Below are 24,037 nucleotides of genomic sequence, written 5' to 3'. Positions count from 1 at the left end.
TGAGGTTGTTATGTTTGATGGACTAGGGTTGTTTTTGGGTGCGTTAGGTGATGCACTCATTGGCCCGAACCTATTTATACCGGGAGAGCCCTTTTTTATCGCTGCGGGCTTTCAATTGTATTCAGGTGCATGGATGGCGTTGGTGCTAGTGATGCTAGGTGGTTTCATCGGCGATCAGCTGAGTTACTTTATTGGTTCTAAATGGGGTGCAACAGCACAAAAGAAACTCATAAAATTTCGTCCTAAAACCAGAAGGTTAATTGCACGGTGCCGTTACTTAATCGCAAAGAAAGGCAGTTACATTATTGTGGTTGCACGCCTTCTTGGGCCTATTGCCTGGGTAGTCCCTTTTATTGCGGGCTCTCATCGCGTTAAGTGGAGCAGTTTTACGCTGTTTTCATCGATAGGTTTGTTGCTTGGTGGTGGGCAATTTATCGCTTGGGGTATGTTGCTGGCTCATGGTGTTGAACAGTTTCCATTATTGAGTTCGGTAAAGATATTTCTTACTGAGCATCAAAGCCTAGTAGTTGGCTTAGTTGTTGTTATTGCTTTTGTCGCCATCGGATATAAGCTCAAGTGGCGTAGACTCACGCTAAAAACCAGTACCCTTTTGGTCGCTTGGTTATGCTACGCAAATTACGCGCATTTTTTCTGGAAAGCCGATGATTTTAAAACTCAACAAGCTTCAGCTGAAATGGTCTCTATTAATTTAGAAGAAGTGACTTATAAAGCGTTCCCTGGCTTATCTCCGGTTTACGATGCACAAGCGATCAATGTTGTGTATGTCGGGGAATCCCCCCGTGAATTGATGAATCAGCTTGGCTGGATAGAGAATCAAACTTTTTCTCGAAATGAGATTGAATGGACACATTATTTAGCTTTGTTAAAGGCGAATACGCCACCGGTTTCTGACTTGTATTGGCGAAATCAGCCTCAAGATATGGCATTTCAATTGCCTGGGAATCTGATGAAAAGAAGCCACATACGTTGGTGGAACGCAGGGCTAGACAGTAATAGCAATCAACTTAAGTGGTTAGGGGCAATCAGCTACGATGATGGGCTTAAAGTGACGCCGTACTCAGGTATTGTCACCATACTTCATAAAATTGACCCTAATGTTGATGAAGAACGGGATAGGTTTGCTGAACAGATAAAGTCGACCTACCCAAATATTGGAGTAGTAAACCTGCCACTCGCCAATGCGGAAGCTCTGAATGATAATCACGATTACTATACTGATGGTCAAATCTTGATGATTGGGGCGACGACATATGGCACTGAATCGCCAGCTTTAAATGTGGCGGTGAACGACATATAGGAGAGTGGTACAAAGTTGATTGAACGAAACCTATCGCTTTGGTTTTGGCTCATTATCCATAGTTCTAGTGAGATGACTTCAATAAAGTCGTTACCTATCTATTTACTTACCTATCTTTTTTTCTCTTCTTTCTGGTCTGCTCATCCTATAACAGCCAATGAATAGGAGCCTTGTTTGATGTTTAAATCGAACAAGGCTTTGCTACTTTTCGGCGCTCACTTTTACTCCAAGTAAACACCCTCTTAAGCCACTTCCAGAGATAACTCGTTTTTCTTTGTCTATGCTAATTAAGGGCGAGTAAGCGGCGAAAGCTAAGGACAACGTTATGCAAATGAATCCGATTGGTTGGTTTGAAATCTATGTTGATGATATGGCGAGAGCGAAAGCTTTTTACGAGGCTGTCTTTAAAGTGACGCTTGAAAAGTTGGATAATGAAACTGGAATCGACATTGAAATGTGGGTATTTCCTTGTGAGATGGACAGTTACGGCGCAACAGGGGCGCTGTGCTCTATGTCTGGTGTCAAAGCGGGTGGCAACAGTACTATGGTTTACTTCTCTTGCGAGGACTGTGCGACTGAAGCAAGCTTAGCTGCGGAGAATGGTGGTGTCTTACAGGTGCCGAAAATGGCCATTGGTCAACATGGTTTTATTAGTGTTGTCAGTGATACTGAAGGCAACACGATAGGGCTGCATTCGATGAGTTAATGTTGAGCTCTAGGTGATTCAGAGAAAAAAGCAGGAGTTTGCACATGATAGGCAAACTCCTGTTTTTTCTTTAGATGCTTTCTTTAACTTAAGAGGTTTGCTTTAGCCTAAGAAGCTTGAGAAACCTTCAGAATGAGAGATGCCTTCAAGCCACCCATTGAGCTCTTGCCGAGTGTTAAACTACCTCGGTAACTGTGGGCCATTTCGTTCACGATATTGAGCCCTAAACCTGTACCTGGCGTTGTCTCGTCAAGTCGAACGCCTCGCTTGGTGACTTGCGCGAGTTTCTCTTCTGGAATGCCTTTTCCATCATCTTCAATGACCAATTCAATATTACCGTCTGCAAGCTCGTTAGCGTGTACCCGAATAATACTGCTCGCCCATTTGTAGCTGTTTTCAAGCAGGTTTCCGACCATCTCATCGAGGTCGGTTTTTTCTACGGCCACTTCAAGCTCAGAGTCCAGCTCATTGATCATGGTGACGTCGTTAGCGGCGTAGACTTTATCAAAAGCCATCGCGATAGCTTCGACACGTTCACAAGGTGATGACTTCACCGAAAGGATGTTCATTGCGCCAGCCATACGAGCACGGCCAAGATGATAGTCTATTTGGCTTTGAATCTGATGAATGGGTTGTTGTAGGAGTTTTTTCTCGTTGTCGGGAAGCATCTCTATTTCATTTTTCAGAACAGATAGCGGTGTTTTTAACGCGTGAGAAAGGTTACCTGCGTGGTTACGAGCTCGTTCCAACAATTCTTGGTAATGGAAGAGTAGGGCATTAAGGTCAGAGACTAATGGCGAAACCTCTTTCGGGTAATTGTCGCTTAACCCTTGTTGTTCGCCTTTTCTTAACATAGCTAATTCACGCTGCATTTTACTCAGCGGCAGTAGTGACCAACTGACTTGAATCCCGATCAGCAGAAGAACACCCACAAACAACAACATCAAAATAAGCCAAACTTGGCTTGTTAGTTGATGAAGTGTCGATTCGAGTGGATCTTCATCAAGACCAATGGTGATGGTAACGGGCTCATTTAGTTCAGGTAAGTAGATGTCTTGCTCAATGTAAATCAGCTTCTCATCTTGTGGCCCTTTGACCGATGTGTGGATAGGTGATCGCTTGATGGTGAGATCTTTATCCCATAGAGAACGAGAACGAATGATCTGGTCTTGGGTAGCTGCTCGCCAATAAATACCACTGTAGGGTTGGTTAAACCTAGGGTCAGACAGACGCTCAGCCATGACTAGGCTGCCACCATTACTGGTTTCAATATTGGCGGTTAGCTCGTCCATGGTTAGGCTTAGTTGCTGCTTAACGTCATCGACCAAGTAATCGTTAACCAACTTAGGTATTCCGACGCCTGCCGCTAATATCATCGCACCTAGCCAAAAAGCCGCGGCGAGGAGCAAGCGGCTTTTTAGACTGACGTTTTTAAGTGTTCTTTTTTTTAGATTCATACGTTACCAGCCTGTCTTTGCTCATCTTGATATGAGAACAACGATGATCAGCACAGGCTGTCCACTAATTGGAGATTGCTCTTAGCTTAATTAAATACAGCATTATTCAGCATTCAGTTGGTAGCCAAGGCCACGAACGGTTTTGATGATCTTTGGTGCGATTTTCTTACGAATACGACCGATGAAAACTTCAACCGTGTTTGAATCGCGGTCGAAATCTTGTTTGTAGATGTGCTCAACCAACTCCGTACGTGAGATAACCTTGTTTTGGTTATGCATGAAGTACGCAACCACTTTATATTCTAGAGCCGTTAGGCTAACAGCTTGACCTTGCCACAGTACTTTTGAACTGCGCGTGTCTAGGCTTAGGTCGCCAATTTGTTGAATAGGAGCGGCACTGCCAGATGCACGGCGCAACTGAGCGCGGATTCGAGCAATCAGTTCTACCATCTCAAATGGCTTAGTTAGGTAATCGTCAGCGCCTGCATTCAAACCTTCTACACGCTGAGTCAGCGTATCTCTAGCGCTCAAAATTACGACCGGTGTATTGATGTTTTCGTCTCGAATACCTTTCAATACGGTTAAGCCGTCTAGCTTTGGTAAGCCTAGGTCGAGAACAATCACGTCCCATTCTTCTGATGTTGCACGGTAGAGTGCGTCAATACCATCTTGAGAAAGCTCTGGTACCCAGTCTGCTCCCTCAAGTGTTTCAATAATTTGTTGGCCTAAACGAGGTTCGTCTTCAACGACTAAAATTTTCATGTTTTACTCTTCTTATTGTTATGAATTATTAGTTGGTGTTTTTTATGGCGTCTTTAAAGTTTCGGCCTTTTATCATCAACATTTCTAACGTTTCAGCGTTGTATTCGACTTTAATGATGTTGTTTTGATGATTAATTTTGAGCTCGTAAACCCAAATATCATCGTCTTCTTCTAGTTCTACTTTAATTATTCGACCATGCAGATCGTTTTCAACTGCCGCATACATTTCTGAGAAAGGGCGAATATAGCCTTCGCGTACGGCTTCGTAGACTTCGTCTTGATCTTCTTCAAATTCGATACGAGTTCCTGCTTTATGAACATCTTGTACAAGGTCATGACCGTTATGATCTGAGTCAGCCCAGACATTGGCAGAAACCAATAAGCCTAAGCTGATAGAAAACAAAGAAATCATAGCTTTACTAAACATAGCGAATCCTAGAGAAGGTTGATAGCGTTCAGTATAAAAAAGTGATTCTGAACAGAAAGTGAACCTGATTAATAATGAGATTTAGGTTCTCGAAAAGTGAGACGTTAGCGCTGTTGAAGCTCGTCTTCGAATATTTTATCTCTCATTTTCCAAAAGCGTCCGACTTTACGTGCAATCACGAATTGAGGTGGCCGGAATCGATGTTGGTGAGCGACTACTTTCGTTGGTGAAGCCTCTTCAAAAGGGCGATGCCTGTCTGCAAGATGAGGACGAACAAATTGATCTTTGAAGTTTTGTTTTTGCTTCTTGGTAGTTAATGACCAAAATTCATGAACTTGCGCTTGGTTCTCGCCACGATAGGTGACTTTAAGTTGTGATTTACCTTTATCGTCTTTGAGAACGTTAAGGTCCATCTCTAAGCATTCAAACACTAAGGCATCTTTCAGGTTCAGCGCTTCTTTAAGTTTTTTGTCTGGATCGACTAAGGTGGCATCACACTCATGACAAATACGCGCGGCGATGTCGTTGTCAGCGCCACATTCACCGCAATACTTCGCGCGGAAACGATAGTTGCAGTGTTCACGTTCGCCTGTGTCTTCATCGGTAAAGTAGCCTTGGCATTTACGGCCAAAGTGCTCAAGTAAAAATCCGTTGCTGTCTAGCTTGCCCCAAAAGTTATTATTGAAGCCGCAAGCAGGGCAGGGGATGGTGATGATTTCACTGTCGGAATCGGGTTTTGGGTCGCCCACTTCAGGTTGATAAAGATCGTAACTGTTGCCTGCATAGTCGAGCACTAAACACTCTTTTTTGCCCGGAGATAAACGTAAGCCACGGCCAACGATTTGTTGGTACAAACTGATGGACTCTGTCGGGCGTAAAATCGCGATTAAATCGACATGAGGGGCATCAAAGCCTGTGGTTAATACCGATACGTTGACCAAGAATTTAATTTTACGCTCTTTGAAATCACTGATGATTTGGTCGCGTTCGAGTGTTGGTGTATCTCCAATAACGATGGATGACTCACCTTCCGGCAATAAACCAAGGATCTCTTGTGCGTGTCTAACGGTCGCAGCGAACACCATGATGCCGAGCTTGTCTTTGGCCAGTTCAATGATCTGGTCGACAATTTGCGGCGTGGCGCGTTTCGATTGCTCGATCACCATATCGAGTTCTGCTTCTTTATAGCGACCAGTGCTTGCTGGTTTTAACTGCGAGAAGTCATAGCTCAGAACTGGAGCATCAATCATGCGTGCTGGTGTGAGGAAACCTTCGTCGAGCAGGTAGCGAATCGGTAATTCAAAAATACAGTCTCTGAAAAAACGTGGCTCTTCAGAACGCACTTGGCCACGGGTGTGATATTGGTAAAGCCAACCCATACCAAGGCGATATGGTGTTGCAGTAAGCCCAAGCACCTTAATACCCGAATTGTTCTCACGTAAGTGTGTGATCACTTTTTGATAGCTACTGGTCTTTTCATCGGGAACGCGGTGGCATTCATCGATAACCAACAATGAAAACTGATTAGAGAATGAGTCGAGATTTCTAACCACAGATTGAACCGATGCAAACACCACTTGTTGGTCGGTTTCTTTGCGGCCTAAACCGGCGGAAAAAATCGAACCTTTTAAGCCATAACCTTCATATTTTTCATGGTTTTGCTCTACCAGTTCTTTTACGTGAGCAAGCACTAAAACACGACCTTTAGCAAGCCTTGCCAGTTCAGCAATCACAAGGCTTTTTCCTGCGCCAGTAGGCAGTACCAAAACCGCAGGAGTTTGGTGTTTTCTGAAGTAATGAATCACTGATTTTACGGAGTCGGCTTGGTACGGGCGGAGTGTATACATATCGAGTCTTGTATGGTGAAAAACAAATAGTGTGAAATAGCTCAACTAATTGAGCAAAGGTGACTATAATACCCGACTTAGATTAGTTGAGGTATTCATGCGTTTAGATAAATTTCTGTGCGATGCGTTAGGCGTCACTCGAAGAGAAGCAACACACTTATTAAAATCAAAAGCAGTGACAGTTAATGATGTCATTCAAAAAAGCGGCTCACTCAAGGTAACTGAAGAGTGCGTTGTGGAATGGCAAGGCAATGAACTGCATGTTCACGGCCTGCGTTACATCATGCTTTATAAGCCAGAAGGCTTTGTTTGTTCGCATGAAGATAGCTCAAATCGCACTGCGTTTGAATTACTTGATGAAATCAAAATGGACAAGCTGCATTTTGCAGGTCGCCTTGACGTTGATACCACCGGTCTTGTTTTAATGACTGACGATGGTAAGTGGTCTCACCGTATCACGTCGCCAAAGCACAAATGCGAGAAAACATACCGTGTGTGGTTGGTTGAACCTGTTGAAGACGATTACGTTGAAAAATTCAAAGAAGGTATCCAGCTTAAGAGCGAAGATGGCCTAACACTTCCAGCACACCTTGAAGTACGTGCGGAGCGCGAAGTGCTTCTAACGATTCACGAAGGCAAATACCACCAAGTTAAACGCATGTTTGCGGCAATTGGTAATAAGGTTGAAGCGCTACACCGTGAGCGTATCGGCGAAATCGAGATGGACGAATCTTTGGAGTTAGGTGAATACCGTTATCTAACACAAGAAGAAGTTGACTCTATCTGGAAGTAATTCCTATCTAGTGATGTAGCCGACCAAGGATAGCGTCGGCTGATTATTTTGACTGGTACTAGGACAGTTTCAGCCATTATTGCTGTGCGCATGTTCGTGCTCACATAAACCTAGTACTTAGTCGGAGAGTTATGCAAACGTCTACCTCACAGACCCCAAGCTCACAACCCCAAACGCCTCAGTTAGGTTGGATGCTATTTTTGGTTCTGGGCGCTATTGGTGCTTTAACACCTCTCGCAATCGATATGTACCTACCCGCTATGCCAACGATCGCCAGAGATCTAGGTGTAACTGCAGGTGAAGTGCAAATCACACTCACAGCGTACACTGCAGGCTTTGCTTTAGGTCAGTTGTTACATGGCCCGTTAGCCGACAGTTATGGTCGCAAGCCTGTTCTGTTGATTGGTGTATTCCTCTTTGCGATCGCATCTGTAGTGAGTGCTACCACTCATGGCATTGAAGCGCTCACGTTAGTTCGTACCGCTCAAGGCTTTGCCGGTGCGGCGGCCGCAGTAATCATTCAAGCGGTTGTGCGCGACATGTTTGACCGTGAAGACTTCGCAAGAACGATGTCTTTCGTTACTTTGGTGATGACGGTTGCGCCACTTATCGCACCTATGATTGGTGGTTACTTAGCATTGTGGTTCGGTTGGCGTTCAATTTTTTGGGTGTTGGCTATTTTTGCAGTGATCGTGATTATAGCGGTATTGATTAAGATTCCTGAGACATTGCCTGTCGAAAACCGTCAGCCATTGCGCTTTAAAACGACGATTCGCAATTACGCGCGTTTATGTAAAAACCCGACCGTTATGGGCCTGATTTTCTCGGGTGCATTCTCGTTCTCTGGGATGTTTGCATTCTTAACCGCAGGCTCTTTTGTTTACATTGATGTTTATGGCGTGCGTCCTGACTTGTTTGGCTACCTTTTTGGTCTGAACATTGTTGCGATGATTCTGATGACAACAGTCAATGGTCGAATCGTTAAAAAAGTCGGTTCTCACACTATGTTGAGAGCAGCGTTGATCATTCAATTGCTGGCTGGCTTAGGTTTACTCGTCGGTTGGGCATTGGATCTCGGGCTTTGGGGAATTGTGCCATTTGTGATGTTATTTATTGGAACCATCTCTACTATCGGCAGTAACTTGATGGGTTTACTGTTAAGTGGTTATCCAAACATGGCAGGTACAGCCTCTTCTCTGGCTGGAACATTAAGATTTGGTACTGGTTCTGTCGTTGGTGCTATCGTTGCGATGCTGCCAAGTGACAGTGCTGGGTCTATGGCTATGGTAATGGCTGCGTGTGCAGTAATGTCAGCATTACTATATTGGACATTAGGAAAGAAGGCATAATGTCAAAATACTATATTGAAATTCAGAAGTTAGTGAATGACGCGTTGGGCGAGCTTTACGCTCTGCATAAAGCAGGTAAAGCGATTGATGCGCCTATTGCGAATAACCTTTATTTAGTTCGTTGGGTGACGAAAGCGATTAAAGCTCAGTCTTATGATCGTGTGATTGTTCCCGATTTGGTGCGTTGGCAGAAGCAGGGACGTTCAAAAGGCAATAACTCTGATTTGACCTTTATCTTCAAACGTATTTCTACGTTTTACGGTAAATTCTTCCCTGAAGGCGAAGAGCCAAAAGCGCTGAAAGACAGTGACGTTGAAGCCTTTATGGACAAGATGTATGAGATGGGTTGGAGCGTTTCAAGCGAAGATGAGCTAACCACTGGTGGAAAAATTCAATTCTTTACGGATGGCGAACACTCTTTTGCACTTTGTGGCAAACAGTGTGATGACTCTTTCGACGGTGAGTTGATGGTTAAACCGATGAACTGGTTTGTTCGTGGTAACCACGCTGAGTTTATTCAAGCAGCAATGGAAGCGGGTTTCATGCTTCATAAAGTTACTGACTATAAGTCAGCGGTGAAGTACCACGGTGAATATATCGTGTATCCTGCTAACCAAGGTAACCAACTGGCTGAAATTCCAATCAGTATTATTGGTTAATAGCAGATTTGGATTAGAAGAGCAGGCCATTTGAGCCTGCTCTTTTTGTTTGTACCTGCTTTTAATCCCTTCGCATCTGCTTTTATTCTTTTCGCGTCTTGTTACTCTGAATCTCGCATCTGTTCTTTAGCCTGCTTCTCTATCGCCTTAACCATACCTTTAAAGATGAAAAGATGCGCTGGCATCATTGCGAACCAATAAAGGAGCCCTAAGAAGCCTTTTGGGTGCCACCAAGCTGAAATGTTCAGTTCGCGAGAGTCACCGTGGTCAGACACCGTAATTTCCAGTCGACCTAAGCCAGGGCCTTTCATTCCGAAAAGCAGAGATAAAAACTGATTTTTTTCACAACGAATGACCTTCCACGAATCAATCTTGTCACCGACTTTTAGGTTTGGTCCTTCTGGCATTTGTCGAACGGGTATACCGCCACCAAATAGAACATCTAACCATTCACGTGTGCGCCATAAAGTGTTGGCAAAGAAGTAACCTTGTTTGGGGCTTCCTATCTGCTGAGCAACATTCCATAGTGATTCTAGTGATGCTGTTGAAGTGATACTTGCACCGGTTTTCTTTGGGTAGTAGCCGTATCCAGCTTGCCAGCGTTTGAACGCAGTTTTATCAAACCCCCATACATTACTTTTGACGAAGTTTCCCTCAGCGTGAATGGCTTGCTCAACCATGCTCTCGAACGATATGAGTTTTTGAGGGTACTTCTCTCTGATAGTGGTAGAACTGGCAATGAAGTCATGCTTTAAGCCTGCGAGAAGCGCTCTACCGATGTTAGAAGGGACGGAGGTCACGACGCCTAGCCAATATGATGCGATTTTAGGTGTTAGCAGTGATGTTGCCCAAAGCCTGAGCGGACGGTCGGCCGTTTTCGCAATATGAGCAAACTGATTTCGATAAGAGACGATATCTGGCCCGCCAACTTCAAACGTTTGGCTTTCGCTTGGCGCGTCTTGTGCAAGTTTCAGTAAATAGTGGTTAAGGTTCTGCAGTGCAATAGGGTTCGCTTTGGAGTCTACCCATTTTGGCGCAATCATGATTGGTAGGTTGTAAACGAAATCTCGCATGATCTCGAATGCCGCAGAGCCGGGGCCGATGATAACACCAGCTTGGAGTTCGGTTACTGGAACTGGCCCTTTTCGAAGTAGCTGTCCGGTTTTTTTTCTGGCTTGAAGGTGTTCTGAATCGCCCGTTTGAGGCTGAAGAGAACTGAGATAGATAACATGTTGATTCTTTGGCCCAAGCGCCGAAATAAAGTTACGCGCTAAGTTGAGTTCGTAATCAATGAAGTCATGGCCTTCCGCCATCCCATGAACTAGAAAGAATATCAGATCAAAATCGGGTACTAATGCCTGCGTCGCGGCTTGATCTGCGAGATCAAGATACTCAAGCGATAAATTATCGTGAGGTTCGGTTCGTGCCTGTAAATAATCGATATGCCTTGCTGCTGCAGTGACTTGATACCCTTGCTCAAGCAGTAAAGGGAGGAGCTGCGAACCAACATATCCAGAAGCGCCTAAAACCAGTACTTTCTTCATTGTTACTCCATTTATATCTGTGGTTAAAAACCGAACATTGATATAATAGCGCGATATTTATCTTTATTCATCAATACGTTCCGTTTAGGTATCTCTATGTTGCTCTCTTCCATTATTCATCACACCCGAGGTGACTTTGTTCGTAGGCTTATTGCGATTGCTTTGCCTATCACTTTACAGAGCATTATGTTTTCAAGCCGAGGCTTAGTGGATGTGTTGATGTTAGGTCAGCTTGGAGAAGCAGACATCGCGGCGGTAGGGGTAGCAAGCCGTGCGATGTTTGTGACGACTATTATGCTAGTTGGTGTTACCACAGGTGGTGCGTTGTTGACGGCACAATACTGGGGGGCGGGCGACAAACAAGGAGTCAGAGAAAGTACCGCACTGACCTGGTTGGTTTCGACACTGTTTGCCTTGCTTACGATTGTGTTCTTTATCTCTTTTCCCGCGCAAATCATGGGTGTGACCACAGATTCTCAAGAAGTCATTAATTTGGGTATGGAATACATCGTTATCACCTCATTTAGCATGTTGGCGGTATCGTGTGTGAGCAGCATGGCTGTTGGTCTAAGAGCAATGCATAAGCCGGGGCTCAGTACTTTCTTTAGCGGAATCGGCATTCTTTCTAATGTGTTTTTAAACTGGGTGCTGATCTTCGGTAATTTAGGTTTTCCTGCTTTGGGCATAAAAGGCGCGGCGATTGCTACAGTAATGAGTGGCGCTATTGAAGTCGCGACCTTGTATGGTTACCTCTATTTTTCAAAGCATTTATTAGCCTTCAAATTCTGCGATATTCAAGCGGCGGCAACCGTCGAGAAAGTGGTTCGTTTTTTGAAATTATCGCTGCCAACGACGTTCAATTTCTTAGCGTGGGCTGGTGGCCTATTTGCTTATCACGCAATCATGGGACAATCGGGTGTACAAGGGTTAGCAGCGCTTTCGGTGATGACGCCAGTTGAGTCTATCTCGCTGAGCCTATTGATTGGTATGTCGAATGCGGCTTCTGTCTTGGTTGGCAACCAACTTGGCGCGAAGAATAATGAGGCAGTCTATTATCAAGCTCTTGGCCTAACTATTTTGTGTTTCCTGACCAGTATTGTTGTGGCGATCTTCCTTTATTTTGTGCAAATGCCAATATTGAATGCGTTCAGTGCGTTGACTGAAGAAACCAGAGCTCTTTCCGAGAAATTTATTCTGATTTTAAGTGTCGGAATCGTTATCCGTTCAATCCCAATGACAGTGATTGTTGGCGTATTGAGAGCGGGTGGCGACGTTAAGTTCTGCCTCTATCAAGACCTAATTGCTCAGTGGGTGATTGGTATACCTTTGGCTGCGGTTGCCGCTATTTATTTCAAATTCCCGCCAGAATGGGTGTATTTGCTGTTCTTGACTGAAGAGGTCATTAAGTGGGGTGGTTCGCTCTATCGCATGAAAACCAGAAAATGGATTAAAAACTTAATAGGAAATTGAAGTGGGGCGCATCGATCGCACTACTTTATCGTTGGCGTGTGATCTATCTTTCAAAATACTTCCTCCTAACAGGGAATTAGTGTAGATTCTCCTTCCAAATTCTATCTAATGTGAGCTGTTTAATGTTAAAGCTGTCAGACCTATGTAAAGGCTATGTCGACGGGGGAGAATTTCACCCTGTTTTGCAAGGTGCTGAGTTAACATTAAACCAAGGCGACCAACTCGCATTAATGGGAGAAAGCGGTTCAGGAAAGAGTACATTATTGAATCTTATCGCGGGTTTAGATTTGGTAGATTCTGGTGAAATCGCTTTCCCAAACTTCAATATGCACGATTCGACAGAACGTAATCGCACCGCATATCGTCGAAATAATATTGGTCATATTTTCCAGCAATTCAACCTACTTCCAACGCTTAATATTGCCGACAACATTCGTTTTTGTCGCCAATTAAAGGGTTTGCCTGAAGATAAAGGGCTCTGGAGACAGATACTGTCGGCTTTAGACCTTATGCCTTTACTTGGACGTTACCCTGAAGAGGCCTCTGGTGGTCAACAGCAACGTGCGGCGATTGCTCGTGCATTGTATATGGAACCGAAGATTTTGTTGGCCGATGAGCCTACGGGAAGCCTCGATGAACGCAATGCGGAAGCGGTGATGCGTTTGCTGACCTCTTTAACCCGTCAGCTAGAATGTACCTTGTTACTGGTTACGCACAGTGAAAAAGTAGCGCTACATATGGATGGTCGTATCCGCCTACAAGGAGGGCAACTGCATGTTATGGCCCGTAGTTAAGGCACTACTCGGTCACTATCGACGTTACCCACTTCAGATTATATTGGTATGGCTTGGTTTAACCCTTGGCGTATCACTTTTGGTTGGTGTTACCGCTATTAACCAACACGCCAAGCAAAGTTATGCGCATGGCGAAAAACTCTTTTCGAATCCTCTTCCTTATCGTATTCGACCAAAACACAACGCCAATAAAATTCCGCAAGGCTTTTATATCCAACTTCGCCGTGAAGGCTTTCAACAGTGTTCTCCTTTTGACCATCACCGTATCACTGATGAAAACGGCGCGAATTTCATGCTGATTGGCTTAGACCCCGTGTCTATGCTTCAACTACAGCCGGGTGTTGCGTTAAAAGATCTCACTACCTTAAATCTCATGAAGCCGCCGTATCCGATCCTTGTCAGTGATGACCTTGCTGAACATATGGAGTGGAAAAGTGGCGACTATATTCATCTATTAGACGGTTCTGAGCTAGGCCCCGTGGCTGTCGATCAAAACAATATTATTGATGGTACTCGCCTGATTGCGGACATTTCATTGCTCAGAATGCTAAAACGCAGCGCTGGGCTTTCGGTCATTGCTTGTTCAGACATGCCTCCTGAGAAGTTCGAGCGTCTTAAGAACATATTGCCAAATGGTTTGACGATTACTCGTAGCTCAAAGGCGGAGCTTGAATCACTCACTAGTGCTTTTCACTTGAACTTAACCGCGATGGGTATGCTGTCGTTTGTGGTGGGCTTGTTTATCTTCTATCAAGCGATGTCACTTTCATTTATTCAGCGTCAACCATTAGTTGGAATCCTAAGACAAACGGGTGTATCTGGTTGGCAGCTTACGAAGGCACTTTGTTTAGAGCTGCTTATCTTGGTTTTATTAAGCTGGATATGCGGCAATATATTTGGCGTGATGTTAGCGAATCAACTGTTACCGGCAGTGTCTTCAAGCCTAGGCGATCTTTATGATGCTAACGTCGGTTTAACGTTGAGCTGGAGTTGGCGTTGGAGTGGTTATAGCTTATTGATGGCATTGCTTGGTGCATTCTTGGCGTGCGCTTGGCCGTTGGTTCGTTTACTGAAATCCCAACCTATTCGTTTGACCTCTCGATTGTCCTTAATGCGTTTTGCCGGCACTGAGTTTACTTGGCAAGCATTGATAGGTTGTGGTTTCTGTGTCGCTGCAGTAGCGGTGTATCAAGCTCCTCAAACCCAAGAGACGGGTTTTGCTATTATCGCGCTGATGCTGGTGAGTGTGGCGCTGTTTACGCCGTTCTTGATGTGGAAACTGTTCAACAGTTTATCTTATTCATTACGTTGGGTTCGTGCTCGTTGGTTCTTCTCCGATGCAGCCTCAAGCATGAGCTACCGTGGTGTTGCGACGATGGCCTTTATGTTGGCGTTAACGGCTAATATTGGTGTTGAAACCATGGTCGGAAGCTTCAGGGATACTACGGATAAATGGTTAACGCAGCGTTTGGCGGCTGATCTCTATATATACCCAACCAACAATGCGGCTGCTCGTATGAGCAATTGGCTGTCGGACCAACCCGAGGTTGATTCGGTTTGGTGGCGTTGGGAAAAAGACGTCGCTTCTCCTGTGGGCAGCATTCAGGTTGTGAGTACAGGCCCATCTGAAGGTGAATTAGAAGCTCTAACGATTAAGTTAGGTATTCCGAACTATTGGTATCATTTACATCACTCTAAAGGTGTATTGATCAGCGAATCCATGTCTTTAAAACTGGGTATTCGCCCCGGTGACTATATTGATCTTTATGACAGCCTAGGTTCCGGTTGGCAAGTTGTTGGGGTGTATTACGATTATGGCAACCCTTATCATCAAGTGATGATGTCACATCGTAACTGGTTGTATGGATTTGCCGGAAAAGGCAATGTGGGGCTTGGCGTAACATTGAAAGATGATGTGAATGCCATCGGTTTACGAAGCCGATTAGAGAGCGTATTTAGGCTCGGCTCTGAACGTATTTTCGATAATAATAATATTCACAGCCAAGCAATGCGTGTGTTCGATCGAACGTTTGCTATTGCCGATACGTTGGGCAATATCACCTTAGTGATTGCGGTTTTCGGTATCTTCTTTGCTACCGTTGCGGGTGAAGTGTCGCGTCAAAGGCATATTTCACTGCAACGTTGTTTAGGCGTTTCGGCCAAAGAACTGATTCTCACCGGCAGTTTACAATTATTTGTATTTGGGCTTATTTCCTCTTTAATAGCCATTCCGCTTGGCTTAGCCTTGGCGAGCTTAATCGTTGATATCGTCATTAAGCAATCTTTTGGCTGGTCTCTCGAGTTACAAGTGATTCCATGGGATTATTTAGTGACATTTGCGTGGGCAATGGCAGCATTAATGCTCGCTGGAGCTTTACCAGTGATGAGAATGATTCGGAACACGCCGATGAAGTCATTGAGGGATGCACTTTAATATGTTTCAACGCAATGGTTCAATTAAACTCAAACACCGACTGATATCATCTGTTTTATTAGTTAGTTTCTTTGGTGCTCTTTTAGGTCTCTGGGCTTATTACTCCTATTTCGTTGATGTCGGTGAAAAGGGCGTCAATGAAGTTAACTCGGTGCTGGTCAGCGAGCACTTTAATGTGTTTGAACCTGTGCTGCCTGATAGAACCGTTTCTCTGCCGAGAGACTTCCAATTCCACCCTGATTTTCAACACGAATGGTGGCACTACTTTGCTTCTCTAAAAGGGGATGACGGTAAGAAGTACTCGGTTCAATGGAGCTTCTTTCGTATAGCTACAGACGAGCGCGAAACTCCGGGATGGCAAAGTCCACAAATCTATATTTCAAATGTAGTGATTTCTTCTGACTCTAAAGTCTGGAAAGAACAGCGTTTAGCGCGTGGTGGAATTGGCCAAGCGGGGGTGACGAGTCGTCCGTTTAGAATTTGGATTGATAACTGGAACTGGCGTGCATTGGGTAATACCCCGTTCCCCGGTCGCCTCCAAGTAAAAACGGATACGTTTGGTCTTGAGCTGGACACTGTGGCGAAAGGGCCATATGTGTTGAATGGAGACAATGGTTATCAGAAAAAACACGATTTACTGCCTGTTGCGTCTTATAACTTCAGCGCTCCCTTTTTATCATTGACTGGTGTGCTGAATCTCGACGGTGTTACTAAGGAAGTTGAAGGGACGGCATGGGTACATAAAGAGTGGGGAAGTGGCTTACTCGGAGTAGGGCAACAAGGTTGGGATTGGTTTGTGTTTAACCTTGATGATGGCACGGCGTTAAGTATTAACCGCTACCGTCACAATCAACAGTTACCTTATGTTTTCGGGACGTTGGCGACCCGCTCTGGCAAAGTTTATCAGTTGACGGATTCGGATATCTCTATCAAGCCTCTGCAGAACACAACGTTACTGAATGGCAGAAGAATGCCACTGCAATGGATAATCAACGTGCCACAACACAATATCAATCTTACGACGCGCATCAAACGCAGAGATATGTGGCTGCCATTTGTCATACCATATTGGGAAGGCCCCATAATGGCGAGCGGAAGTCATGAAGCGACAGGCTTTATGCAGCTAACTGGCTACTAAAAAACACCTAAGGCTATCATTTGATAGCCTTTTTTTATATCTGCGCAAATTTGATTCTAAAATTAATTCTGCATACAGCATCCAGGTTCTCATCTATACTTAATTCATCTTACGTAACAACATTATGGAATATACGACGTATTGTTTAGTATTTGTAGGAAAAACCGAAGTTAAACATCCGAAGAAGTGATTATCTATCGATTGGGCTTGTCTATACACTCGTGGTTATTCTTTGTTATTCGTTTATTTAAATAATAAATATAAGGGCGAAATCATGACCGACGTCATCCGTGACTTCTTTAAAATGGAATCTGCTGGCGGCATCATACTAGTCATCGCTGCGGCGATCGCAATGTTTGTAGCAAACTCACCATTGAACGAAATGTATCAAGGGGTACTTCATAGTTACGTTCTTGGTATGTCTGTGTCCCACTGGATTAACGATGGCCTAATGGCTGTGTTCTTCCTTCTAATCGGCTTAGAAGTTAAGCGTGAGCTTTTAGAAGGCGCATTAAAATCTAAAGAGACAGCAATCTTCCCTGCTATTGCAGCTGTTGGCGGTATGCTAGCTCCTGCACTTATTTATGTGCTGTTTAATTCAGGTAACCCTGAAGCGCTTCAAGGCTGGGCTATCCCGGCGGCAACTGATATCGCATTCGCATTAGGTATAATGGCTCTTCTTGGTAACCGTGTACCGGTTAGCTTGAAAGTATTCCTATTGGCTCTAGCAATCATCGATGACCTTGGTGTTGTTGTTATCATTGCATTGTTCTATTCAGGCGATCTATCAACGCTTGCACTAACGGTTGGCTTCATCGCAACTGGTGTGCTGTTCATGCTAAATAACAAGCATGTGACTAAGCTGACTGTGTATCTCATTGTTGGTGCAATTCTGTGGTTCGCAGTGTTGAAATCTGGTGTTCACGCAACATTGGCTGGTGTAGTGATTGGCTTCGCTATCCCATTGAAAGGTAACAAAGGCGACTATTCTCCATTGAAACACCTAGAGCATGCTCTGCATCCTTACGTGGCATTCGCAATCTTGCCAGTCTTTGCATTTGCAAACGCAGGTATTTCGTTGGAAGGTATCTCAATCTCAAGCCTAACAGGCATGTTACCGCTAGGTATCGCTATGGGTCTATTGATTGGTAAGCCTCTAGGTATCTTTGCATTCAGCTGGGGTGCGGTGAAACTGGGTATCGCTAAGCTACCTGAAGGTGTCAACTTCATGAACATCTTCGCAGTATCTGTGTTGTGTGGTATTGGTTTTACAATGTCTATCTTTATCTCTTCACTGGCATTTGGTCCAACGAACGCAGAGTTTGATACGTTTGCTCGACTAGGTATCCTGATGGGTTCGACAACAGCTGCAATTCTGGGTTATTTCCTGCTACGTATTTCTCTACCGAGTACGAAGCAACAAGAAGTAAAACTTTAATCGTGAGTAGGCTCGTTTAATTGCGAGCCTACTCATTGAGTAACGAGAATTTAGTCGCAGAATCGTTCCCCCGATTCATGTGACAACAAAGAACAAAAAAGCCGTGATAGGTAACCTTATCACGGCTTTATTGATTTTATGTCCTAGCTAATATTCATCGTCTGATGACCTGATAATATTAGTTCTAATATCATCAGGCCTAAACGCGTTACCTGTATATTCCCCGCACTACCTACAACTCCTTTTACAAACAAGGTGACAATGTCACGTTATTTTTCTAGCGTGGTAAATATGGTCCATTCTTCAACGATCTCTTGGTTTAGCCCGACAACCGTAGCCGTTACTTTACGGTTCAAAGCGTGTGATGTTGGGTCGTCACCATCACTTTCTAGTCGCTCTTCACCATAACCGACAATTCTCACTCGACTAGGTTCGATGCCATTTGACAACAGTTCATCTTCAACACGATGGGCTCGTTTCTTCGACAAATCTAAGTTGTAATCGTTAGCGCCCACTTTACTCGCGTAGCCTTGAATCTCGATTGACGCGCTTTTGTATGTTTCTAAGAATTCAGCCATCGTACTGATTTGATCTGAAAAGATGGGGTTAACTTCATAAGAGTCATTTGCAAAGAGGATTTTCAGTTGTCTGACTTCTTCCGAGCGAATGGTTTCTCCGCAGCCATCATTATCGACGAGCGATGCTTCTGGTGTGCCAGGGCATGTGTCTCGAGCATTCACCACACCGTCTTTGTCGTTATCTTGCAGATCAGAAATCTGTTCAGCTTCAGGTATTTCTATGTAAGGCTCTTCTTGTTGGCTAGAGCATGCACATAAAGATATCGTTAATGTTGAAAGTAATAAGTAAGGTATCTTCATCATTAATACTCCACGGCCGTTGTCCACTCTTCTGGAATGTCGACCAGTAGAGCATTCAATAAAGAACCTGTTGCATTCATTACGCGATATTTAGCGTATTGTTCTGAGTAATGTGCATCTAAGTAATCTTTACGGGCTTCAAACAATTCGTTTTCTGTGTTGAGCAAATCAAGCAACGTACGTTTACCTATTCGATATTGTTTCTCATATGCGATAACAGTTTCTGAGGCTGAATCTACGTGGTCGGATAAAAAGTTCTTTTGTTGCAGTGTTAGATCCAATGCACTCCAAGAAAGGCGAAGTCCTTCTTCTACCTGACGATAAGCTCGATCTCTCAGATCCTTTGCTTTATTCAGCTGATAAGCGGCTGCTTCTGAGTTAGCACTGTCTGTGCCTCCGTTGTAAAGGTTATAGCGCATTCTCAGCATAGCTAACGTTTCTTGACTTGAGCCTTCATCGCCCCCTGCATCATCTCGCCATGATTGAGAAGCTTCAATGGAGAAAGTAGGATAATTAACCCCTTTCGATTGCTTGTATTGGAAGTGCGCGGAATCAACATCTGCGGCCGCTATCTTGATTACAGGGTGTCTGTCTAACGCGTCAACGATAGCGTCAGTTAAAGATAGGGGGATCTTAGAAATATCTGCCCTTGGGTAAACTAAGCCGAGAGGTTGTTGACCAACAATTCTTCGGAATTGGGTGTGCGTATCGATTAAATTATTTTGCGCAGCCAATAAGTTACCATGAGCTTTTGCAATCCTAGCTTCTACTTGTGATACATCAGCCGTTGAGCCTATGCCCGAAACTGCTCGTCTTTTTATGTCTTTATATATCTTTTTGTGCACGGCAAGGTTACTTTCCGAGAGGGCGAGTACTTCAGTTGCTTTTACTGCGTCTAAGTAAATTTGGGTAACCTCTAAGGCTTTATCTTCGGCATCAGCTATTAATTGTAAACGAACCGATTCTGCTTCTGCGGCAGTACGATCAATGTCGTTTAGCGTTGAAGAACCATCCCACAACAACTGAGTGAGGGATATTGTCGCTTCTTTTCGCGTTAGGTCTGTATCAGGGCCGTTATTTGGCGCTGGGTTTATACCTTCGTAACCGATACCAGCATCAAGGTCGATACTTGGTCTGTAAGCACCACCTGCTGCATCATTTCGTTTTTTGACGCTCACATAGTCATTGAAGATGCTTTTGATCTCAGGATTTGTAGCCAAGGTGATAGCAACGGCCTGCTCTAAAGTTTGAGCAAAGACGGGTGCAGCTGCTAAGCAGCAGCTTAAAATCGATAACTTAAACAATCTCAAAGTAGTTCTCCTTCTACTTGTAACTGTCTTCTCTATGGATAAGAGCAATTAGTGAAAAATTGTTAACCTTGTTAAACGAAGCTTAGGCCATTTGTTTGAAAAATGAGAAGTTTAATGAAGAAAATTACTTAAGTTGGTATTTACGATAATCAACCTGTATACATGACGGTAAATTTACAAATGGGCCTAAATTAGTCGCCGTTCTTATTGTGTTTTAACTCAATAGCTTGATTTGCGATTGTTGACGCATAAAGAAAGATCGGTAATTTTGATGTTCTAACGGCTTAAATAGGCAGGAAATGTACAGATATAGGCAAAAAAAAAGCCCAAACCAACACGGTTTGGGCGGATACAAGTATAGGAGTTAATAAGGAAAAATGCAGTAATTAAGAAAGCAGGGAGAAACAAGTTTGACGGCCTGTTAAACTTCTAAATACTCTGTTTTCTACTTAATTTATGACCCTCCATTTCTATTTCAGTTCCCAGAAAATTCATTAATTTTTCCTTTTTTCGTAAACACACATTTATTCAATCGGTTAGTGTCTAGTTTTATCAACTGGTACGACCAATTTGTGAAAATGTGATGTTGCTTGCTTGTTAAATAAATGTGCTAAGGGTATATTTCAAACAGTTGTTTAATACGAGTGATTGAAATGGCACCAAGAAGTACAACCAAAGAAAAAATCTTAGATGTTGCTGAAGGCTTATTTGCTGAGCATGGTTTTAATGACACCTCTTTACGCACTATTACGGGTAAAGCTAATGTCAATCTTGCTTCAGTGAACTACCACTTTGGCGATAAGAAAACTCTGGTTCGTGCAGTACTCAATCGATACTTAGAAGCATTTATGCCTGCGCTGCAAGACGCTTTAGTGAACTTAAACTTGAACGAAACGTATTCTATGAATGATGTGTTTGAGTCTTTAAGGCAGCCATTAAGAGCGCTTAATGATGTTAGGCCGAATGGTACTAGCCGATTCATGTTACTTATTGGGCGTGGTTACACCGATGTACAAGGGCACTTGCGTTGGTTCATTACAACTCGCTACAGCGAAGTACTGACTTTATTTACCAACTCAGTAATGAAAGCCAACCCGAACCTCACTCAAGAACAGTTATTTTGGCGATTACACTTCACCTTAGGGACTTGTGTATTCACCATGGCTTCCAGTCAGGCTCTCGTAGAAATCGCAGAGAATGATTACGGCAAGCGAATAGATGCTAAAGCAGTGGTCGATATTCTTATTCCATATTTAGCCGCTGGCATGTCAGCAGAAGAATAAAACAATAAAAAGCGAAACATTCACAACCAATATAGTGAACAAAAGGATCTGAACTATGAGCTCTCTAAGACAAAAATGGGTAAGTGACCCAGCTTTTAAACTCTTTAAAAAAGTACTACCACCACTATCTAGCACCGAGAAAGAAGCAATGGAAGCAGGTAGTGTGTGGTGGGACGGAGAGCTGTTTTCTGGTAAACCAGATTTCACTAAGCTGCATCAATATCCAAAACCTCAGCTAACAGCGGAAGAGCAATCGTTCATGGACAATGAACTTGAAACCTTGCTTGCTATGCTTGATGACCACAAAATTGTAAAAGAAGACCGAGATCTTCCTGAGGAAGTGTGGAACTTCTTACGCAAAGAGCGTTTCTTTTCCCTAATTATTGCGAAATCGTACGGTGGTCGTGAATTTTCAGCGCACGCAAACTCTACCATCGTAACTAAGATTGCGACTCGAAGCATCAGTACTGCGGTTTCGGTAATGGTTCCAAACTCTCTTGGCCCTGGTGAGCTCTTGTCTCACTACGGTACTCAAGATCAAAAAGATTACTGGTTACCTCGTCTTGCTGACGGTACCGACATTCCATGTTTCGCGCTAACAGGCCCTGAAGCGGGTTCTGATGCGGGAGGTATCCCTGATGTTGGCACTGTTTGTATGGGAATGCATGAAGGCAAAGAAACACTAGGTATCAAACTGAATTGGAACAAGCGATACATTACGCTTGCACCTGTCGCGACTGTTCTGGGTTTGGCGTTCAAACTGCACGATCCAGAAAAGCTGCTTGGCGATAAGGAAGACATTGGTATCACTTGTGCGCTTATCCCAGCTGATCACGAAGGTGTTGTGATTGGTGAGCGTCATGATCCACTTGGCCTTGCATTTATGAACGGTCCTACACGTGGTCACGATGTGTTCATTCCAATGGAGTGGCTAATCGGTGGTGCTGACTATGCAGGTAAAGGTTGGCGTATGCTGGTGGAATGTCTGTCTGCAGGTCGTGGTATCTCATTACCCGCACTTGGCACGGCGATGGGCCACCTAACAGCGAAAACGACCGGCGCGTACGCTTATGTTCGTAAGCAGTTTGGCATGTCGATTGGTAAATTTGAAGGTGTTGCTGAGAGCTTAGGTCGTATTGGTGGTTTAACGTATCTGTTAGAAGCAACTCGTACGTTGACAACTACGTCGCTAGATATGAAAGAGAAACCAGGTATCGTAACGGCTATCGCTAAATATCACATGACAGAAATGGCACGTACTATTTTGAATGACTCAATGGATATCCATTCAGGTCGTGCAATTCAAGATGGCCCAATGAACTATTTGGCTGCGCCTTACCTAGGTATTCCAGTTGCTATCACAGTAGAAGGTGCGAACATCCTAACTCGTAACCTGATGATCTTCGGTCAAGGTGCGACACGTTGTCACCCATACGTATTGAGCGAAATGGAAGCGGCAGCGAACCCAGATGAGAAACAAGGTGCAAAAGACTTTGATAGCTTGTTGTTTAAGCACATCTCACACGCAACTAAGAACACGTTTGGCGCGTTTGGTGCAGCACTTACGGGCTCTAAATTTATTAAAGCCGACATGAGTGGCCCAACAAAACCTTACTACCAAGACCTAACTCGTTTGAGCCGTGCGTTAGCGGTAAGTGCTGATTTCGCAATGCTTACGCTAGGTGGTGAGCTGAAACGTAAAGAGCTTATCTCTGCACGTTTGGGCGATGGCCTAAGTTACCTATACATGGCTTCGGCTGCGCTTAAGAAGTATGAGGATGAAGGTCGTCAACAAGCTGACCTAGACTACGTACACTACGCGGTTCAACACTGTTTCCACAATGCGGCTAAGTCACTACAAGAAGCGTACCGTAACTTCCCGAACAAGATGGTTGGGAAAGTGCTGAAAGGTTTAGTTTTCCCTGTAGGTAACCACTTCGAGAAACCAAGTGATAACCTAACGGTTCAACTGGCAGAAAGCTTGATGACTCCAGGTGCACACCGTGAACGTCTGACTCACCTTTGCTACATTGGTAAGGAAGAGGATGATAGTGTTGGTCTTATGGAGAACGCTTTCAATGCGATGTACAGCATTAAGCCTCTGGAACGTAAGATCTTCAAAGCTGTGAAAGAGGGTAAAGTCGCTCGTAAAGGCTTGCTAGCCGATAAACTGGCTCAAGCACTTGCTGCTGATGTGTTGACTCAAGAAGAAGTAGACCAAATCGTAGCTGCGGATAAACTGCGTTACGCTGCGATTCAAGTTGATCACTTCAGCCATGACTTTAGTGAAACTTTGACGCGAAAAGAGTTAAAACCTAAGCTAAATAGCGTTGCTTAGATAAAGAAATGATAAAAGGCACCTTATAAGGTGCCTTTTTTTGTTTTTGTCGTAGAAATCGCAATAGATGCGTTAACAAATGGTGACTTAGT

The 24,037-nt window shown here is 44.0% G+C and carries 19 protein-coding genes; 12 read left to right on the top strand and 7 right to left on the bottom strand.

The features are described from left to right. Positions 1-10: 10 nt before the first annotated feature. Together OCV36_RS09895 and OCV36_RS09890 are read left to right on the top strand one after the other, a co-directional pair. Complete coding sequence (locus OCV36_RS09895; protein WP_135455074.1) at positions 11-1,318, top strand: LssY C-terminal domain-containing protein; 1,308 nt, start codon at positions 11-13, stop codon at positions 1,316-1,318. Between the two features lie 325 nt (positions 1,319-1,643). Next, positions 1,644-2,024 (top strand): VOC family protein, encoded by a 381-nt coding sequence (locus OCV36_RS09890; protein ID WP_102552780.1) that lies wholly within the window; start codon positions 1,644-1,646, stop codon positions 2,022-2,024. 107 nt (positions 2,025-2,131) lie between these two features. On the opposite strand, the gene OCV36_RS09885 is transcribed toward OCV36_RS09890, so the two are convergent. The 4 genes from OCV36_RS09885 to OCV36_RS09870 all read right to left on the bottom strand — a co-directional run bounded on the left by OCV36_RS09885 (position 2,132) and on the right by OCV36_RS09870 (position 6,517). Next, positions 2,132-3,481: an ATP-binding protein gene (locus OCV36_RS09885; RefSeq protein ID WP_135455071.1), complete on the bottom strand. Its 1,350-nt coding sequence runs from the start codon at positions 3,479-3,481 to the stop codon at positions 2,132-2,134. Between the two features lie 102 nt (positions 3,482-3,583). Next, the gene (locus tag OCV36_RS09880) at positions 3,584-4,243 is read right to left on the bottom strand and encodes a response regulator transcription factor (protein WP_102552778.1); all 660 of its coding nucleotides are present in this window, start codon (positions 4,241-4,243) and stop codon (positions 3,584-3,586) included. Positions 4,244-4,271: 28 nt separating this feature from the next. Continuing rightward, positions 4,272-4,670, bottom strand: a complete 399-nt coding sequence (locus OCV36_RS09875; protein ID WP_135455069.1) for a PepSY domain-containing protein — start codon at positions 4,668-4,670, stop codon at positions 4,272-4,274. Between the two features lie 104 nt (positions 4,671-4,774). Next, positions 4,775-6,517 (bottom strand): DEAD/DEAH box helicase, encoded by a 1,743-nt coding sequence (locus tag OCV36_RS09870; protein WP_004734668.1) that lies wholly within the window; start codon positions 6,515-6,517, stop codon positions 4,775-4,777. 97 nt (positions 6,518-6,614) lie between these two features. On the opposite strand from OCV36_RS09870, the gene rsuA reads away from it, so the two are divergent. The 3 genes from rsuA (at position 6,615) to OCV36_RS09855 (ending at position 9,318) form a co-directional block, all read left to right on the top strand. Continuing rightward, positions 6,615-7,310: a 16S rRNA pseudouridine(516) synthase RsuA gene (rsuA, locus tag OCV36_RS09865; RefSeq protein WP_029225004.1), complete on the top strand. Its 696-nt coding sequence runs from the start codon at positions 6,615-6,617 to the stop codon at positions 7,308-7,310. A gap of 131 nt (positions 7,311-7,441) precedes the next feature. Continuing rightward, entirely contained in the window at positions 7,442-8,659 is a 1,218-nt protein-coding gene (locus OCV36_RS09860; RefSeq protein ID WP_135455066.1) for a Bcr/CflA family multidrug efflux MFS transporter, read from the top strand. Then, positions 8,659-9,318, top strand: coding sequence for a DUF2913 family protein (locus OCV36_RS09855; RefSeq protein ID WP_017074638.1), 660 nt, complete (start codon positions 8,659-8,661; stop codon positions 9,316-9,318). Before OCV36_RS09860 ends, OCV36_RS09855 begins: the two co-directional genes overlap by 1 nt. A gap of 101 nt (positions 9,319-9,419) precedes the next feature. Here the strand turns inward: OCV36_RS09855 and OCV36_RS09850 are convergent, their stop codons facing one another. Next, positions 9,420-10,862, bottom strand: a complete 1,443-nt coding sequence (locus tag OCV36_RS09850; RefSeq protein ID WP_135455064.1) for a DUF2867 domain-containing protein — start codon at positions 10,860-10,862, stop codon at positions 9,420-9,422. A gap of 96 nt (positions 10,863-10,958) precedes the next feature. Here OCV36_RS09850 and OCV36_RS09845 point away from each other — a divergent pair, with 96 nt between their 5' ends. The 5 genes from OCV36_RS09845 to nhaA all read left to right on the top strand — a co-directional run bounded on the left by OCV36_RS09845 (position 10,959) and on the right by nhaA (position 18,136). Beyond that, positions 10,959-12,332 (top strand): MATE family efflux transporter, encoded by a 1,374-nt coding sequence (locus tag OCV36_RS09845; RefSeq protein ID WP_135455062.1) that lies wholly within the window; start codon positions 10,959-10,961, stop codon positions 12,330-12,332. A gap of 122 nt (positions 12,333-12,454) precedes the next feature. Further along, positions 12,455-13,126 (top strand): ABC transporter ATP-binding protein, encoded by a 672-nt coding sequence (locus tag OCV36_RS09840; RefSeq protein ID WP_020477143.1) that lies wholly within the window; start codon positions 12,455-12,457, stop codon positions 13,124-13,126. Then, positions 13,107-15,560, top strand: coding sequence for an ABC transporter permease (locus tag OCV36_RS09835; protein ID WP_029225003.1), 2,454 nt, complete (start codon positions 13,107-13,109; stop codon positions 15,558-15,560). Before OCV36_RS09840 ends, OCV36_RS09835 begins: the two co-directional genes overlap by 20 nt. Next, positions 15,550-16,698: a lipocalin-like domain-containing protein gene (locus OCV36_RS09830; RefSeq protein WP_135455060.1), complete on the top strand. Its 1,149-nt coding sequence runs from the start codon at positions 15,550-15,552 to the stop codon at positions 16,696-16,698. Before OCV36_RS09835 ends, OCV36_RS09830 begins: the two co-directional genes overlap by 11 nt. Before the next feature lie 274 nt (positions 16,699-16,972). After that, on the top strand, positions 16,973-18,136 hold the full coding sequence (gene nhaA, locus OCV36_RS09825; RefSeq protein ID WP_029225002.1) for a Na+/H+ antiporter NhaA: 1,164 nt from the start codon (positions 16,973-16,975) through the stop codon (positions 18,134-18,136). Positions 18,137-18,405: 269 nt separating this feature from the next. On the opposite strand, the gene OCV36_RS09820 is transcribed toward nhaA, so the two are convergent. Continuing rightward, entirely contained in the window at positions 18,406-19,017 is a 612-nt protein-coding gene (locus OCV36_RS09820; RefSeq protein WP_135455058.1) for an OmpA family protein, read from the bottom strand. Beyond that, positions 19,017-20,324, bottom strand: a complete 1,308-nt coding sequence (locus tag OCV36_RS09815; RefSeq protein WP_135455056.1) for a TolC family outer membrane protein — start codon at positions 20,322-20,324, stop codon at positions 19,017-19,019. The genes OCV36_RS09820 and OCV36_RS09815 overlap by 1 nt, the downstream gene beginning before the upstream one ends. Before the next feature lie 653 nt (positions 20,325-20,977). Here OCV36_RS09815 and OCV36_RS09810 point away from each other — a divergent pair. Beyond that, positions 20,978-21,607 carry a TetR/AcrR family transcriptional regulator gene (locus OCV36_RS09810; protein ID WP_029225000.1) on the top strand — a complete coding sequence of 210 codons (630 nt, stop codon included), beginning with the start codon at positions 20,978-20,980 and terminating at the stop codon, positions 21,605-21,607. Between the two features lie 55 nt (positions 21,608-21,662). Next, on the top strand, positions 21,663-23,945 hold the full coding sequence (locus tag OCV36_RS09805) for an acyl-CoA dehydrogenase (RefSeq protein WP_017074628.1): 2,283 nt from the start codon (positions 21,663-21,665) through the stop codon (positions 23,943-23,945). Positions 23,946-24,037 lie beyond the last annotated feature (92 nt).

The organism is Vibrio echinoideorum (assembly GCF_024347455.1).
Classification (GTDB): Bacteria; Pseudomonadota; Gammaproteobacteria; order Enterobacterales; family Vibrionaceae; genus Vibrio; species Vibrio echinoideorum.
This window is presented reverse-complemented; position numbering and strand designations above follow the sequence as displayed.

Bases quoted from the DNA above. Each gene is read 5' to 3' on its own strand.
- OCV36_RS09895 (WP_135455074.1), top strand. From the start codon at position 11: ATGTTTGATGGACTAGGGTTGTTTTTGGGTGCGTTAGGTGATGCACTC.
- OCV36_RS09890 (WP_102552780.1), top strand. From the start codon at position 1,644: ATGCAAATGAATCCGATTGGTTGGTTTGAAATCTATGTTGATGATATG.
- OCV36_RS09885 (WP_135455071.1), bottom strand. From the start codon at position 3,481: ATGAATCTAAAAAAAAGAACACTTAAAAACGTCAGTCTAAAAAGCCGC.
- OCV36_RS09880 (WP_102552778.1), bottom strand. From the start codon at position 4,243: ATGAAAATTTTAGTCGTTGAAGACGAACCTCGTTTAGGCCAACAAATT.
- OCV36_RS09875 (WP_135455069.1), bottom strand. From the start codon at position 4,670: ATGTTTAGTAAAGCTATGATTTCTTTGTTTTCTATCAGCTTAGGCTTA.
- OCV36_RS09870 (WP_004734668.1), bottom strand. From the start codon at position 6,517: ATGTATACACTCCGCCCGTACCAAGCCGACTCCGTAAAATCAGTGATT.
- rsuA (WP_029225004.1), top strand. From the start codon at position 6,615: ATGCGTTTAGATAAATTTCTGTGCGATGCGTTAGGCGTCACTCGAAGA.
- OCV36_RS09860 (WP_135455066.1), top strand. From the start codon at position 7,442: ATGCAAACGTCTACCTCACAGACCCCAAGCTCACAACCCCAAACGCCT.
- OCV36_RS09855 (WP_017074638.1), top strand. From the start codon at position 8,659: ATGTCAAAATACTATATTGAAATTCAGAAGTTAGTGAATGACGCGTTG.
- OCV36_RS09850 (WP_135455064.1), bottom strand. From the start codon at position 10,862: ATGAAGAAAGTACTGGTTTTAGGCGCTTCTGGATATGTTGGTTCGCAG.
- OCV36_RS09845 (WP_135455062.1), top strand. From the start codon at position 10,959: ATGTTGCTCTCTTCCATTATTCATCACACCCGAGGTGACTTTGTTCGT.
- OCV36_RS09840 (WP_020477143.1), top strand. From the start codon at position 12,455: ATGTTAAAGCTGTCAGACCTATGTAAAGGCTATGTCGACGGGGGAGAA.
- OCV36_RS09835 (WP_029225003.1), top strand. From the start codon at position 13,107: ATGTTATGGCCCGTAGTTAAGGCACTACTCGGTCACTATCGACGTTAC.
- OCV36_RS09830 (WP_135455060.1), top strand. From the start codon at position 15,550: ATGCACTTTAATATGTTTCAACGCAATGGTTCAATTAAACTCAAACAC.
- nhaA (WP_029225002.1), top strand. From the start codon at position 16,973: ATGACCGACGTCATCCGTGACTTCTTTAAAATGGAATCTGCTGGCGGC.
- OCV36_RS09820 (WP_135455058.1), bottom strand. From the start codon at position 19,017: ATGATGAAGATACCTTACTTATTACTTTCAACATTAACGATATCTTTA.
- OCV36_RS09810 (WP_029225000.1), top strand. From the start codon at position 20,978: ATGGCACCAAGAAGTACAACCAAAGAAAAAATCTTAGATGTTGCTGAA.
- OCV36_RS09805 (WP_017074628.1), top strand. From the start codon at position 21,663: ATGAGCTCTCTAAGACAAAAATGGGTAAGTGACCCAGCTTTTAAACTC.